The sequence below is a fragment of the Fontisphaera persica genome (assembly GCF_024832785.1).
In the GTDB taxonomy this organism is placed as follows: Bacteria; Verrucomicrobiota; Verrucomicrobiia; order Limisphaerales; family Fontisphaeraceae; genus Fontisphaera; species Fontisphaera persica.
The window spans coordinates 2,448,710-2,465,358 of record NZ_CP116615.1; the positions used below are offsets into that span (position 1 = coordinate 2,448,710).

General features: G+C 53.4%; 5 protein-coding genes and 1 CRISPR repeat array. Of the genes, 4 read left to right on the top strand and 1 reads right to left on the bottom strand.

What is annotated here, in order from left to right; genetic code table 11:
* The first annotated feature begins 42 nt into the window (after window positions 1-42).
* The 4 genes from cas2 (at window position 43) to NXS98_RS09015 (ending at window position 13,143) form a co-directional block, all read left to right on the top strand.
* Window positions 43-378 (top strand): CRISPR-associated endonuclease Cas2, encoded by a 336-nt coding sequence (gene cas2, locus NXS98_RS09000; protein ID WP_283844625.1) that lies wholly within the window; start codon window positions 43-45, stop codon window positions 376-378.
* Between the two features lie 1,593 nt (window positions 379-1,971).
* Window positions 1,972-2,520, top strand: a complete 549-nt coding sequence (locus tag NXS98_RS09005) for a hypothetical protein (RefSeq protein WP_283844626.1) — start codon at window positions 1,972-1,974, stop codon at window positions 2,518-2,520.
* Between the two features lie 427 nt (window positions 2,521-2,947).
* Window positions 2,948-3,130, top strand: coding sequence for a hypothetical protein (locus tag NXS98_RS09010; protein WP_283844628.1), 183 nt, complete (start codon window positions 2,948-2,950; stop codon window positions 3,128-3,130).
* A gap of 263 nt (window positions 3,131-3,393) precedes the next feature.
* Window positions 3,394-11,332: direct repeats of the CRISPR family, unit length 36 nt; unit sequence ATTATACCTCCCCCGTTTTTTGAATCAAGGCAAAGC.
* A gap of 356 nt (window positions 11,333-11,688) precedes the next feature.
* A complete protein-coding gene (locus NXS98_RS09015) occupies window positions 11,689-13,143 on the top strand; it encodes a trypsin-like peptidase domain-containing protein (RefSeq protein WP_283844629.1) in 1,455 nt (484 codons plus the stop codon).
* Window positions 13,144-13,215: 72 nt separating this feature from the next.
* Here the strand turns inward: NXS98_RS09015 and NXS98_RS09020 are convergent, their stop codons facing one another.
* Window positions 13,216-16,632 (bottom strand): hypothetical protein, encoded by a 3,417-nt coding sequence (locus NXS98_RS09020; RefSeq protein WP_283844630.1) that lies wholly within the window; start codon window positions 16,630-16,632, stop codon window positions 13,216-13,218.
* Between the last annotated feature and the right edge of the window lie 17 nt (window positions 16,633-16,649).

Sequence of the window (16,649 nt, forward strand, 5' to 3'; positions counted from 1 at the left end):
ACCGCTGCGCGCAGTCGGCCGACAGGGCTTCCTGCTGAAATAATGGATACGGAGAAGTACAAAATGGGCTGGCTCATCGTTGCCTTCGACCTCCCTGTGCTGACCCCCAAACAGCGCAAGGCGGCCACCGATTTTCGCAAATTCCTCCTCGACGACGGCTACCTCATGGTACAATTGAGCGTCTATGCCCGCCCCTGCGTCTCTTTCGCCCGCCAGGAAACCCACCTCGAACGCCTTAGAAAGGCCATTCCCCCTGAAGGCTCAGTGCGCGCTATCTTTGTCACCCGCGCCCAATGGGAACGCTCCTTTGTCATTACCGGCTCGCCAGCCGCTCCCACCGACCCTGAAGCCATGCCAGAACAAATGCAATTCTGGTAAAAAATCACGTCACCGGCGAAGCATCACCCTCAAAGCCAAGCCACCCGGGGCATCGCTTTCACCACCAAACGATGCCCCGCCCGTCCACCATGCTGCCATGTGTGCGCCAACAACCCCAGCACCCAAAAAACTGCAACCGGCTTATACCAAGCCAGTTGCAACTTTCGATTATACCTCCCCCGTTTTTTGAATCAAGGCAAAGCGTGAGGAATTCGGCAAGAACAAGCCGAAAATTATACCTCCCCGTTTTTGAATCAAGGCAAAGCGAGTTGAGCGCGGTATATTCCGGCAGGGTTATTATACCTCCCCGTTTTTGAATCAAGGCAAAGCATCAACCCAAGCGCGCTGATACGGCAGCAGATTATACCTCCCCGTTTTTGAATCAAGGCAAAGCGAGCCTGGGCACGAAGTGGTTTTTGATAACATTATACCTCCCCGTTTTTGAATCAAGGCAAAGCCATCGGGCCGAGTGTCCGATGCCTTTTTATTATACCTCCCCCGTTTTTTGAATCAAGGCAAAGCGAAGCTTGGAGCTTCTGGCTTCGGCAGTTGATTATACCTCCCCGTTTTTGAATCAAGGCAAAGCATGGCGCGGGTGAGGGTGATGAGCAAAAGCATTATACCTCCCCGTTTTTGAATCAAGGCAAAGCCTCCAGTCACCACACCATTCTGCACCCGCCATTATACCTCCCCGTTTTTTGAATCAAGGCAAAGCCGCATCACAACGCACAAGATTTTGGCGCGGATTATACCTCCCCGTTTTTGAATCAAGGCAAAGCCAGCGAGTGGGGCGGGAGGCGGTCAATCGGATTATACCTCCCCGTTTTTTGAATCAAGGCAAAGCTCGCTGTCATACACTGGTTGTCCGAATGTTATTATACCTCCCCGTTTTTGAATCAAGGCAAAGCAACCATATTTCATCATGAGTTTATGTTGACATTATACCTCCCCGTTTTTGAATCAAGGCAAAGCTTGCGATTCCTCGCAATGCCACGTATTTCGATTATACCTCCCCCGTTTTTGAATCAAGGCAAAGCTCCAGTCCATCCAGTCCATCCCACAGACATATTATACCTCCCCGTTTTTTGAATCAAGGCAAAGCTGCTGACGGCATTGAATCCATTGGGTGCCGATTATACCTCCCCGTTTTTGAATCAAGGCAAAGCTCGTCATGGGCAGGATTGAATCTGGGTCACATTATACCTCCCCGTTTTTGAATCAAGGCAAAGCTACTGAACCATGCATCCGCCCTGCAAACCCATTATACCTCCCCGTTTTTGAATCAAGGCAAAGCGGAGGCGCCGAGGTCTTCGCGGATGGCGGATTATACCTCCCCGTTTTTTGAATCAAGGCAAAGCATTCGGCATCCAGATTTGGTTGGTGACGTTATTATACCTCCCCGTTTTTGAATCAAGGCAAAGCTCCCTGTCCCAGCCGCAGCAGTCCCGAGTTATTATACCTCCCCGTTTTTGAATCAAGGCAAAGCACTGCCCTCGCCGCTGCCTGCGATTTGCGCCAAAAGATTGTTACCCAGGCGGGGCTGACCGGTTGGCGGAAACTGGTCGTTGTGCCAAAAGTCGGTGTTACCGAGCCATGAACACCGAAATGAGTCAAAACACTCGTCAAGAAGTCCTGGCCCAGCTGCGTCGGCGCTATGCCCGGGCCGGGCGACTCTACAAAGCCCAACTGCTCGACCAGGCCGTCGCCCTGTTGGGCTACCATCGCAAGGCGACCATTCGGGCGCTGCGGGCCGGGCCGTCGGCGCGACGGGCGCCCGGCTTGGTTTTGGGGCGGCCGAAGACCTACCACCCGGAGACGCTGCTGCCGGTGATTCGGCCGATCTGGCAGGCGGCCTTCCAACCCTGCGGGGTGCGGCTGCGTGCCCTGCTTCCCGAGTGGCTGGCCGCCTATGAAACCGATCATCGCCGCCTGGACCCGGATTTGCGCCAGGCGCTCTTGAGTATCAGTGCGCGCACCTTGGATCGTTTGCTGGCCCCGCTGCGGCGGGCGGGCGGCGGCCGACCGGCACCCGGCCCGGCAGCCTCTTGCGTCAGAGCATCCCCCTGCGCGGCGAGTGGACCGAGACCGGCCCCGGCTGGCTGGGCTGGACACGGTGGCCCTATGCGGCGGCTGTCTGGATGACCGGCATCTGTGGATGCTGGATGGGGTGGATATTAGCACCGACTGGGCCGGGCTGCGCGCCTTGGAAAACCGCAGCCAGCACGCCACTTTGACGCAGATTCGCGATCTGGAGGCCAGCCTGCCCTTTGCCCTGCGGGGTGGACACCGACAACGGGGGCGAGTTCATCAACCATCACCTGGTGGCCTACCTGGGGCAGCGTCCCCGGCCGGTGCTCTTCACCCGCGCCCGGCCCTATCAGAAGAACGACAACGCCCATGTCGAGCAGCGCAACTGGACGCGGGTGCGCCAGCATTTCGGTTATGGGCGTTACGACAACCCGGCGGTCACGCCGCTCATCAACACCCTCTGCAAAGAGGCGTTGGAGCCGTTGCTCAATCATTTCCTGCCGACCCTCAAGCTGGAGGGTAAGTCTCGGAGCGGGGGCGGATGGTGCGGCAGTATGGCGTCCCCCAAACGCCCTACGCCCGGGTGCTGGCGGCGGCGGAAGTCAGTGCCGAAACCAAGGCGCGCTTGCGGGCGCTGCACGCCACGCTCAATCCCTTCCAACTGGGGCGGGACATCGAACGCCAGAAGCAGGCGATTGAAGCCCGGCGGCGACTAACGGCTTGAATTCGGAGGCGTCTTGGAGTACGGGAATTTCCCCAAGAAACGGGAACAAGGGAGGCCGGCGGGACTGCGTCCGGCGGCTTTCTTTGTTCTCAAATGAGGGGTCAACTTGGGTAACACCCTTTTTGGCGCAACGGGCCCCCTGCCCACCCCGCGCCGGGTAACAGTTACTTTTGGCGCACAACGGTTGTTTTTTGTTTCTATTATACCTCCCCGTTTTTGAATCAAGGCAAAGCACAGGAATGTCCGCCCCGCGCAAGCCCACGATTATACCTCCCCCGTTTTTTGAATCAAGGCAAAGCAGAAGGGCCAACTGGGACTAATATAAAATTATTATACCTCCCCCGTTTTTTGAATCAAGGCAAAGCCAGATTGGGGATCGAGGCCGCGCTGAAGGCATTATACCTCCCCCGTTTTTTGAATCAAGGCAAAGCAGGCAACACGCGATAGATGAGATTGGTCCCATTATACCTCCCCCGTTTTTTGAATCAAGGCAAAGCAGTTGCAATCGGATTCACCGCTTCAAGTGGATTATACCTCCCCCGTTTTTTGAATCAAGGCAAAGCACCGCGCCAACACCGCCGCATCCAGAGCATATTATACCTCCCCCGTTTTTTGAATCAAGGCAAAGCCCTGAATTGTGCTGCGCGGAGATACGGCATATTATACCTCCCCCGTTTTTTGAATCAAGGCAAAGCGCGCGAGGCGCACCGACACAACGACATTGAATTATACCTCCCCCGTTTTTTGAATCAAGGCAAAGCCCAGTTGGCGCTTTTTCTTCCGCACCTCCAATTATACCTCCCCCGTTTTTTGAATCAAGGCAAAGCCCCTCACCCGGTACACCGTCCCGTCCGGCGATTATACCTCCCCCGTTTTTTGAATCAAGGCAAAGCAGGTGACTCGCGCCATGTAGGAGGCGCTGGATTATACCTCCCCCGTTTTTTGAATCAAGGCAAAGCCGCGCCGCTCCGCGCCCCGGAAGGCCCGAATTATACCTCCCCCGTTTTTTGAATCAAGGCAAAGCTTGGGGGCGCGGTGTGCTTTGGGTTGTGCGATTATACCTCCCCCGTTTTTTGAATCAAGGCAAAGCGGGCTTGGTGGCAGCCCCATAATGTGAGGGATTATACCTCCCCCGTTTTTTGAATCAAGGCAAAGCAAAGCGGGGCCATCAATTCAGGGATTGAAGAATTATACCTCCCCCGTTTTTTGAATCAAGGCAAAGCAGGCGGCACTGAATGCGGCGGGCGGCGAGCATTATACCTCCCCCGTTTTTTGAATCAAGGCAAAGCAGATCAATCGATCACGGCAGCCTGCTGTTCATTATACCTCCCCCGTTTTTTGAATCAAGGCAAAGCCAAATGTCTTCATTCTTTTTTCCTTTCGTATTATACCTCCCCCGTTTTTTGAATCAAGGCAAAGCTTACTCTCGCACCAATGCCCCAATTCAATTATTATACCTCCCCCGTTTTTTGAATCAAGGCAAAGCATTGGGTCAATCCACCCCCCGCAACCAAATATTATACCTCCCCCGTTTTTTGAATCAAGGCAAAGCGAGGAGTTGTTGGTTGTACTTGAGTAGTCCATTATACCTCCCCCGTTTTTTGAATCAAGGCAAAGCACGAGTTAGGGGGGAGAGATGTCGGATGCGATTATACCTCCCCCGTTTTTTGAATCAAGGCAAAGCGAACCTCAATGCCAGCAGGCCGCGGTTTGGATTATACCTCCCCCGTTTTTTGAATCAAGGCAAAGCGTGAGCACAAGCGCGGGCGAAGCTCTCGATATTATACCTCCCCCGTTTTTTGAATCAAGGCAAAGCTGCAATATGCAGGGAAGGCCTTGAGCAATGATTATACCTCCCCCGTTTTTTGAATCAAGGCAAAGCTGCAATGCAGGTGTTGTTGTCCAAGTCCAAATTATACCTCCCCCGTTTTTTGAATCAAGGCAAAGCGGCTCTGATAAACAGGGACGAACTGAGTTTATTATACCTCCCCCGTTTTTTGAATCAAGGCAAAGCCTATGGGAACCCTCGCTGAGAAAAAAAATAATTATACCTCCCCCGTTTTTTGAATCAAGGCAAAGCAACAGCTGCCGTTTCAACGTCGTCAGATTAATTATACCTCCCCCGTTTTTTGAATCAAGGCAAAGCTGCAGCCCAAACGGCCGCGAACTTTAGTTTATTATACCTCCCCCGTTTTTTGAATCAAGGCAAAGCGGGTCCGAGCGTCACACAATCGGTCGAACCATTATACCTCCCCCGTTTTTTGAATCAAGGCAAAGCGCACACCTTGTTACTCGTCGAAAAATACATATTATACCTCCCCCGTTTTTTGAATCAAGGCAAAGCCGGCTGCTGCGCGGTTGCCACCTCCATGACATTATACCTCCCCCGTTTTTTGAATCAAGGCAAAGCCAATGCCATGTCGGGCCGATTCACATTATCATTATACCTCCCCCGTTTTTTGAATCAAGGCAAAGCAGGATACGTGTGGGGCTGGCTGAAAGCGGATTATACCTCCCCCGTTTTTTGAATCAAGGCAAAGCTTGCAATTGAACGATGTGCTGGTGTTGAAATTATACCTCCCCCGTTTTTTGAATCAAGGCAAAGCATAGAGGAACGTCGGCCAGTTGTCGAACCAATTATACCTCCCCCGTTTTTTGAATCAAGGCAAAGCACAGGCTCCGCCAGGTCTCCCGCGCCCAGGATTATACCTCCCCCGTTTTTTGAATCAAGGCAAAGCAACTGGTGCCGCCAGCCGTTATCTCCAAATTATTATACCTCCCCCGTTTTTTGAATCAAGGCAAAGCTACGAGTTGGTGATCCATGAGTTGGTTACCATTATACCTCCCCCGTTTTTTGAATCAAGGCAAAGCCATTCACCTGCTCTGTCATCACTACAACGTATTATACCTCCCCCGTTTTTTGAATCAAGGCAAAGCATACAACTGAGTATCGAGTGACGCCATCCCATTATACCTCCCCCGTTTTTTGAATCAAGGCAAAGCCGGTCGCTGCGAACTCCCATCGGGGTGTGGATTATACCTCCCCCGTTTTTTGAATCAAGGCAAAGCCGATGTGGGCCGCAATCGACTACGAGACTGATTATACCTCCCCCGTTTTTTGAATCAAGGCAAAGCAGCCGATAATGTGAATCGGCCCGACATGGCATTATACCTCCCCCGTTTTTTGAATCAAGGCAAAGCCAACTTGTCAAGCTTTGTGTTAATAGCGCTATTATACCTCCCCCGTTTTTTGAATCAAGGCAAAGCCCCAACAGACGGTTACCTTCCGCATCAAGATTATACCTCCCCCGTTTTTTGAATCAAGGCAAAGCATGGGCTCGAATCCACCCCCGCAACCAAATATTATACCTCCCCCGTTTTTTGAATCAAGGCAAAGCACCGGTGTAAAACGTTTTTACACCGGTGTCATTATACCTCCCCCGTTTTTTGAATCAAGGCAAAGCGCAATATGGTGTGGCAATTGGCGATGCAGATTATACCTCCCCCGTTTTTTGAATCAAGGCAAAGCCTTTAAGGATGATGCTGTCACCGAACCTGGATTATACCTCCCCCGTTTTTTGAATCAAGGCAAAGCGTTGGTTCGTATTTTATTTCTTTTGGGCAATTATACCTCCCCGTTTTTGAATCAAGGCAAAGCAAAAATTTGACGAAAAAAACAATGTTATTATACCTCCCCCGTTTTTTGAATCAAGGCAAAGCTGGGTATCGTGCAACGCATTGCCGGGACGTATTATACCTCCCCCGTTTTTTGAATCAAGGCAAAGCAAAAGCCGCCACTTCATTGAAATTTCACGCATTATACCTCCCCCGTTTTTTGAATCAAGGCAAAGCATGACCAGCGGCCATGGAAATTGAAGATTGATTATACCTCCCCCGTTTTTTGAATCAAGGCAAAGCACGCATTGCAGGGATGTTAGGATTGATAGCATTATACCTCCCCCGTTTTTTGAATCAAGGCAAAGCGATTGATTGCTGACGAAATACTGGACAAAGATTATACCTCCCCCGTTTTTTGAATCAAGGCAAAGCTATACGCCACCCCAAACATGGTATTTTCGATTATACCTCCCCCGTTTTTTGAATCAAGGCAAAGCTAGATTTTGTAAGATATTTTGCAAGGTATTATTATACCTCCCCCGTTTTTTGAATCAAGGCAAAGCCACACGACCTGTGTTTTCATCACGCCAGTTATTATACCTCCCCCGTTTTTTGAATCAAGGCAAAGCCCCAGCCCATACCGCAGCAAACTTTAGTTTATTATACCTCCCCCGTTTTTTGAATCAAGGCAAAGCTTCCCATGAGGCCTTCCCTCCTCCAATGTAATTATACCTCCCCCGTTTTTTGAATCAAGGCAAAGCAACTGGTTCTGACCAACCAACAAATCCTGAATTATACCTCCCCCGTTTTTTGAATCAAGGCAAAGCACCAAATCAAAACACGTTTGGTTCCATCCGATTATACCTCCCCCGTTTTTTGAATCAAGGCAAAGCTAACAAGTGGGAATTGGAGAGCTACACCAAATTATACCTCCCCCGTTTTTTGAATCAAGGCAAAGCTGCGCCGGACGCAATCCTGCTCGCCGCTGGATTATACCTCCCCCGTTTTTTGAATCAAGGCAAAGCTATGGGGGACTGTCGGTGGATATCGTGCCAATTATACCTCCCCCGTTTTTTGAATCAAGGCAAAGCCGAGGGCAGCGGATTGTCAACCGCAATGTCATTATACCTCCCCCGTTTTTTGAATCAAGGCAAAGCGCTTTGAGTTGCCCGGCGGATGGGGCGGAGATTATACCTCCCCCGTTTTTTGAATCAAGGCAAAGCTTCGGCTGGGGTGACATTGCGAATGTTAAGATTATACCTCCCCCGTTTTTTGAATCAAGGCAAAGCGGTCATATGATACAAGCGCGGGGGTGGGGTATTATACCTCCCCCGTTTTTTGAATCAAGGCAAAGCTAATTTGGCAATCAAGTTGAATCCGTGGGATTATACCTCCCCCGTTTTTTGAATCAAGGCAAAGCTGCACTCATTCCATTCAACTCACCGCCTGAATTATACCTCCCCCGTTTTTTGAATCAAGGCAAAGCGCTACTGCTCAATTCTTGGCGGCGGTAGCCATTATACCTCCCCCGTTTTTTGAATCAAGGCAAAGCGCAGTTGGGCAATGTTCGACAGACGACGGCATTATACCTCCCCCGTTTTTTGAATCAAGGCAAAGCGTCAACCTGGCATTTTCTCGGTCTGCGTTTATTATACCTCCCCCGTTTTTTGAATCAAGGCAAAGCGAAAGTGCGCGGTTAATCAACGGGCCCGGAATTATACCTCCCCCGTTTTTTGAATCAAGGCAAAGCCTTGGTTGCGCTCGGTGTCTTTTTGGCGGTATTATACCTCCCCCGTTTTTTGAATCAAGGCAAAGCCGACATTTGCCGGTCGTGTATCGGGGCAAAATTATACCTCCCCCGTTTTTTGAATCAAGGCAAAGCGCTTGGTATTGATTGAACCAAGCCGGTCGTATTATACCTCCCCCGTTTTTTGAATCAAGGCAAAGCTTGTGGAGACTTTCGCCGAGTGTTTGGCAAATTATACCTCCCCCGTTTTTTGAATCAAGGCAAAGCATAACCGGAATCCATGACCACGCATCCATATTATACCTCCCCCGTTTTTTGAATCAAGGCAAAGCCCTGCTCCTTGGCCAGGCGCGCCCGTTCCTATTATACCTCCCCCGTTTTTTGAATCAAGGCAAAGCGATAAATCTTTGGTGCAGATTTTGAATCGCATTATACCTCCCCCGTTTTTTGAATCAAGGCAAAGCTGATACTCCCGTCCAGGCCACCACCGGCTTATTATACCTCCCCCGTTTTTTGAATCAAGGCAAAGCCACTAAAGGCGTTGAACATGAGCAATCACGATTATACCTCCCCCGTTTTTTGAATCAAGGCAAAGCCCATGAAATTAGTGGTGGATGAGTTGGTTAATTATACCTCCCCCGTTTTTTGAATCAAGGCAAAGCTATTAGAAAATCTAATACAAAGTTTAAGACATTATACCTCCCCCGTTTTTTGAATCAAGGCAAAGCAATCAGCGTTAGAGTTAAATCGCTTGCCGCATTATACCTCCCCCGTTTTTTGAATCAAGGCAAAGCGAGATGGCGTTTAGATACTGATTGGGAGAGATTATACCTCCCCCGTTTTTTGAATCAAGGCAAAGCCGGCGTTCACGAGGTCTTGAAGTTCCAAAAATTATACCTCCCCCGTTTTTTGAATCAAGGCAAAGCTAACGGCGTCGAGTGGGTAAGGATTTGGGAATTATACCTCCCCCGTTTTTTGAATCAAGGCAAAGCAGTGTCCGGATCATGTTACCTGACAGTTGTATTATACCTCCCCCGTTTTTTGAATCAAGGCAAAGCAGTTTCACCGTGATGCACGCGTCGGCAACATTATACCTCCCCCGTTTTTTGAATCAAGGCAAAGCTGGCTTTCCCTCGACAGGCAAGGCAACTCTATTATACCTCCCCCGTTTTTTGAATCAAGGCAAAGCTGTCGGACCTACTTTTGTGACTCGACCAGTATTATACCTCCCCCGTTTTTTGAATCAAGGCAAAGCCAAAATGGAATTGAGAGGAGAGCAGCAGAAATTATACCTCCCCCGTTTTTTGAATCAAGGCAAAGCTGCCTGCCCAATCTGCTTGAAATCACCGCGATTATACCTCCCCCGTTTTTTGAATCAAGGCAAAGCATGCAGTTGGTGGTGGACGAGCTCGTTAAAATTATACCTCCCCCGTTTTTTGAATCAAGGCAAAGCAAACGGTTACATTAATGGTGTGTGCGATTTATTATACCTCCCCCGTTTTTTGAATCAAGGCAAAGCTATATTTCCTGGAACGCGCTTTTTGGGCAAATTATACCTCCCCCGTTTTTTGAATCAAGGCAAAGCAATGATTTTGGCTACGTGTTTCCACTCGAAATTATACCTCCCCCGTTTTTTGAATCAAGGCAAAGCGAGACTTGGCCTGGAAATTGGACGTGGTTGATTATACCTCCCCCGTTTTTTGAATCAAGGCAAAGCAAAATGAAAAAAGACTTGAAAAGTTATGTGATTATACCTCCCCCGTTTTTTGAATCAAGGCAAAGCAGGACAGTATCTCCCTGGAGATTCACGGGATTATACCTCCCCCGTTTTTTGAATCAAGGCAAAGCATCGTCCAGGGTCAAGGTAACACTAGTATCATTATACCTCCCCCGTTTTTTGAATCAAGGCAAAGCCTCAGTGACCATGCGCCAATATTGCTGGGTATTATACCTCCCCCGTTTTTTGAATCAAGGCAAAGCAGAGATCGAGGCATCACCGTCCCCGTCCTAATTATACCTCCCCCGTTTTTTGAATCAAGGCAAAGCATTAATCACGTCATTGTGGACATTGCCAGCATTATACCTCCCCCGTTTTTTGAATCAAGGCAAAGCTGCCAACAAACTGCGCAATCCATGGTGGAGATTATACCTCCCCCGTTTTTTGAATCAAGGCAAAGCGCAGGCTAGCGGTTATTATCATCCTGAGGCATTATACCTCCCCCGTTTTTTGAATCAAGGCAAAGCACCAAAGCATAACTATTGTTATGCTCGATTATTATACCTCCCCCGTTTTTTGAATCAAGGCAAAGCTACCTAATAATGGCGGTAGCAGTAGCCAGCATTATACCTCCCCCGTTTTTTGAATCAAGGCAAAGCCGTTCCATGCCCGGGCTGCAAAAAAATGGTATTATACCTCCCCCGTTTTTTGAATCAAGGCAAAGCCAGCGTGAAATTGTTGTCCATTGACTGCCAATTATACCTCCCCCGTTTTTTGAATCAAGGCAAAGCAGCCAATCTGTAATGCGTGTTCGTGGTATGATTATACCTCCCCCGTTTTTTGAATCAAGGCAAAGCACCCCAGCATGTACAACCCCAACCAAACAATTATACCTCCCCCGTTTTTTGAATCAAGGCAAAGCTGGCCGGGAAAGCTTCGCCGGGCTTTGCCGATTATACCTCCCCCGTTTTTTGAATCAAGGCAAAGCTGAACGCGGTGATTGGGGCGAGCATGTCGCATTATACCTCCCCCGTTTTTTGAATCAAGGCAAAGCCCCCGCGCAGGGTGCCAAACGGGTCAACGAATTATACCTCCCCCGTTTTTTGAATCAAGGCAAAGCCTTGTTGTTATACTTTATCGAGCGTTGGTAATTCTACCTCCACGATAGAGTTATAGCCATAGAGTTATAGTTTCAATCTTAACCTACAAATTAAAAAAGCCCCCGTCCGGTTTTTCCACCGGTTTCCAAATTAGGCCGTTGTGGACCATCAAAGCCACGCTGGCGCGTGCCCGTGAGAGCCCCTCTTGCCCAAGGCTGACTATGGTCAGCCTGACTAAAATCTACTCTCTTTTTCTTTTGAATCAAGCCGCACGCCAAAGAAAGTTGAACATTTCGCATTTTAAGCTAATCAAAAGGTTGTGCGGGCATGCCCGCTGCCTGGTCATTCCACGCCGGCAAGCCTTCACCTCATACGCATGAAACGTTTTTGGCATCTCGCAGCATATCCCGTGCTGGCTCTGGCCGCGCACGCTGCCGCCGCTGAGCCTCCGGCGCTCAAGGCCATGGATCTGGCCCGCGCGCTCAATCAGGCCTTCACCGAAGTGGCCAGCAAGGTCAGTGACTCGGTGGTGGTCATCAAAGTGGCCCAGCGCAACACCTTTCACGACTGGACCGAGGGCAATCCCTTCCTGGACATGTTGCCCCCTGAGTGGCGGCGCCGGTTCGAGGAGCGCCGCGAGCGCGGGCCGGCCGAGCCGCGCTTCAACGGTCAAGGCTCAGGCGTCATCATCCGCGAAGATGGTTATTTGCTGACCAATTTTCATGTGGTGGACAACGCGGAGAAAATCCGGGTGCGCCTGCACGATGGGCGGGAATTCGATGCCACCCTCACCGGCTCCGATGCGCAATCCGACCTGGCGGTGCTGAAGATTGCGGCCACCGGCCTGAAGGCCGCCCGTTTCGGGGATTCCTCCGCCACCAAAGTGGGTGAGTTTGCCATTGCTGTGGGCGCGCCGTTTGACCTGGATTACACCGTCACGGTGGGGCACATCAGCGCCAAGGGCCGCTCGCGCATTCTGCCGGACCCTTCCATGGACCAGGACTTCCTGCAAACCGATGCCAATATCAACCCCGGCAACAGCGGCGGCCCGCTGGTCAACCTCGAAGGCGAGGTCATCGGCATCAACACCATGATTGCCGGCTTGAACACCGGCATCGGGTTTGCCATCCCCTCCAACCTCGCCCGCGAGGTCGCCGCCCAGCTCATCCAGCATGGCAAATACACCCGCGGCTGGCTCGGCGTGGCTATTACTTCCCTGCGCGAGGACCCGGACTACCGCAACCTCGTCCAGGGCGTCCAGGACGGCGTGGTGGTGCGCGAAATTATGCCCGACGGCCCGGCCGCCAAATCCGATTTGAAACCGGCGGACATCATCACTGCGGTGGACGGGCATCCGGTGGCCACCTCCCAGCAACTGCGCTACGAAATCCGCTCCAAGCCCCTCGGCCGGGAGGTGGTGCTCGATGTGTACCGTAAAGACCGTTCCCTCAAAATCAAGGTGCGCCCCGAGGCCTGGCCCGATGCCCAGGAAACCGCCGCCACCGTCCGCCGCCGCCCCGCTCCCGCCGCGGTGGATTCCGAATCGTTGTTGGGCCTCACCGTCCAGCCCCTCACCCCTGAATTGCGGAAAAAATTTGCGCTCCAGGCCCAATCCGGCGTGGTCGTTACCGCCGTGGCCGGAGACAGCCCCGCCGCCGCCAAAGAATTGAAAGCCGGCGATGTCATCACCGAGCTGGACCACCAGCCCGTGCGCAACTTGCGGGATTTTCGCGAAGCCCTGAAAAACGCCGACACCACCAAAGGCGTGGTGGTCAATTATTTGCGCGGCGGCGCCGGCCGTTTTGTGATTCTCAAGAGCAGCGGCGACTAACCTCCTCCCGCCCTGCTTGTTGAGCGCGCCAGCTCACCAGGTTGGCGCGTCTTTTTATGGCGCAAGGCCGTTTTACGGAGCCACGATACGGTAAAAACGCTGGCCCCCGGCGCCGTTGGTATGGGTCCATTCCAGCCACGGAGCCGGGGCCGTCAAATCCGCCGTCAAGTCCGACCATGCCGCATCGTTGAGATTGGATTTGAACTGCACCCGATAGGCAACCCCCGCCTGCCCGCGCCATTGCAGCCGCACATGGGCCCCCTCCAGGCTAATCCGGCGCAACAAAGGCGCCGGCCGGGTGATTTCTCCCAAAGCCACCCAGTCGCTGCGCGCCTTGCGGAATTCGCGAATCGGTAAAAACTTGGCCTGCTGGCCATCCCCGTACCAATCCATCACGCCGTTGTCGCTGATTAGTTGCACCTGGGTTTGGGGCGTCCAGGGCCGCGGCGGCAATTGCACGATGCCCTCGGGGTTCATGCCCGCCAAATCTGCCGTCAATTCCTGCGGCGCGTCCTGCGGTTGCCCGCTCCAGAGGTACAACTTGAAATCATCCGGATACGGCCCACGGAAGTTCAGTGGTGTGCCGGCAATGATGAGATAGCCCTCGTCATCCCGTTCCAGGCTGCGGATGCCGCGGCCAAACAAATCCAGCTCGATCGGCGGCCCAAAAACCGCACTGCCGGGCGGCACATTGCTGCCGATGAGCTGAGTAAAGTTCAACACCGGCACCACCAGCGCAAAACAGCGGTTGGTGGGCGGCACAATCGGCGCGCGAAACCCCACATAGGCCACATTGGTGCTGCCCGGCGCCCAGGCCAGCCCTTCCAAATTAAAGCCCCCGGGCGATTTGGGGTCCACCCCCGGCTCCGTGCTGGCCGCCAGCCCATAATAATTGTGGCCTTTGCCGTGGCCGTTGCTGGCGTCCCACTGCACCAAATCCAGTTTCAGGTAATCGTAACGCCCCGCATAAACCAGCGTGATATTGGTGCCGCTCCCCACTAAATCTGTGGCAAACAAACGCGAGCGATTGGTGCGCACCTCGGCAATGTTGGCGTGTGAGTGTGCGCCCATCCAATAAATGCGGTTGCCCCCGCGCACCGACGCCTCAATGTCCACCTCGCGCGGCTGGCCCGCCTCAAAATCCGTCAGCCCCAGAAATGGCGTCATGTTCGTCTGCCAGACCGGCGGCCCGGAAAACCGCCGGGAATACAGCCGCAGCACCTGGTTTTCATCGTCCCCCACCAGCATCCAATCCTCATCCAGGGCAATGGCGGTGGAGGCATCGGCTGCCCCAGCATGATAACGGGTGGTTTCCCGCTCCCGCGCCGAAGCCGCGTACGGGACCGCCAGCCGCGCCCGCAGGGCGCCGTCCCACGCCTCCAAGGTTAGATTGGCATAACCAACGCCATGCGGTTCAATGCGCAACGCATAATCACCCGGCCCGCGCAATTGCAGCACCAAACTGCAATTGGAGACCACCAGCGGATTATCGCTGCTGGCCGACACCCACAACAACGCCGCATTGGTGGGGATGACCCGGAAGAGCAACGGAGGATTGGTGGGGTCTCCCACCGCACCGCAAATGGGCCGGACCCCTTGAAATTGCAACGTGCCCCCGTTGGGCGCGCCCGGCGTCAACAAGGCTCCAAGGGGAAAACTGGCGTTGACCCGTGTGATGTCATACTCCAAAGACTCCGGCGCAGCGCCATAGAGCTGCCCATAAAACCAGGCGCCCGCCGAAGAAGGTTCCGTGTTGCCCGGCCAGCGCGTGGCCGCATCAAGCGTGCCCGCGGGCAGTTGCAACACCGCCGGCGAATACACCAGGGCATTCGTATTGCCGCCCGAAATGGCTACCGAATCCAGCACTTGGGCCAGCGGGGGCAATCCCTCCAACACCCCGTTGTTGCCGCGGTCCCAATCCTCGCCGGGCGTGATGGTGCCCGGCGTAGCAAGCAGCAAGTAGGTGGTGGATTTATTGGGCAGTATGCCGCCGTTGGTGGAAAAGGCCGGAAGCAGGTACTGGGCAGTGGCCGGCGGCAGCACCCCATAGGGATGGTTGGTGGCGCCCAGCCACAACAGCCCGTTGGCCCCCAATCGCTGGCCGCTGAGATTAGCCGCCCATCCCACCAGCCCGGGATTGTCATCCGGATGTCCGTCAATCAAAACCACCCATAGATTGGTCAGCCAGCACAACGGCTCCCCTGCAATTTCGATGTACTCCGCCGGCGCATCCACGCCCGGGGGATTGATTTTCAATTCATTCAACCAAACCCGGTCATTGTCGCGCACCCGGATGAGCGGCGCAGGCAGAAGTTTGTTGGTGGGGTAGAAAACAGCATCACCCGTCTGCGCCACGGCCACGACCAAGTTGCCAAGATGATGAGTGCCGCCAACCCAGTCATTCTCAGGCGCGCGCGCCAGGAGGCTTGCCGGTGTGGTATTGCTCAAGGCAAGCGTCACCACTGGCCGGTAATTCTGTCCGCCATTCGCGCTAAGCTCCACCCACGGCGCCGCCGTAATTTGCAATACCACCGGCCCGCTGGGAGTTGTGCTGAGCGCCACTGTAAATGTGAAAGCAGACGGATTCCCCTCCTCCAATTCCCACGGCCCTTCAGGCTGCACCAGCACGGCGGGCAGGGACGGCGCGCCGAAGTTGGGGCCGCCAATATGATTCAAAGGCCGGCCAATCATCGAGGGATGAGTGACTTGGCTCTCATCGCCCAGGCTCAGATTCGGTGGCCCGCCCTGCAGATTGTTGGCGGCCATCCAATCCAGCGCGGTGGCGCCCGTCGTGTTACCCAATCGCGCCACATAATCCGGCGTGAAAGAAACCGGCATCACCAGCCCTGTCACGGCCAGCGCCGCCGGATTACGCCGGAAATTAATGGACCCGTAGGCGATGTCCCCCGCTCCGGTATTGTCGAGGATACCCACCGAATCCCACACCCGCCAACCATTGAACCATGCCGCGTCCGGCAGGCCATCATTGTTCCCATCCAAATCATCGCCAATCGCCGGTGCGCGATTAGTCGCCTGAATCAGGAAAAAAGTCACCGAGGGCAGTTCCAAATCCGTGCGCCCCTCCTCCCCCCGATGTCCCACGGTGCTGCTGTTTCCATGGCCAAAACCGTCCGCTGGCCCGCTCTGCCGCAACACGGCGGCCCCGGTCACCACCTGATACAGGTTGGACCGCTGCAACAAAACCAGAAAACCATTTTGCCCAAAAACACGCTGGGAAAAATTGAAAACGTTTTGAATGACCCCCGGATTTCCGTTGGCATCGCCTTCCACCGCCACCAGGTAACTGCCCTCCGGCAAAACCTCATTGGGCGCGCCCCGGAGCTCTATATACTGGTGAATGCGCGTATCCCCTGCCGGCGGGCGCAGCAAGATTTCGTTAATCAATGGCGCGGCCCCGGCAGGGTGGACCAGCCACCCCACGACCATCACGAGCCACATCCAGGCCCTGCCGTTGCATCCCGCAAACATCCCTCCCTAATGTCGCT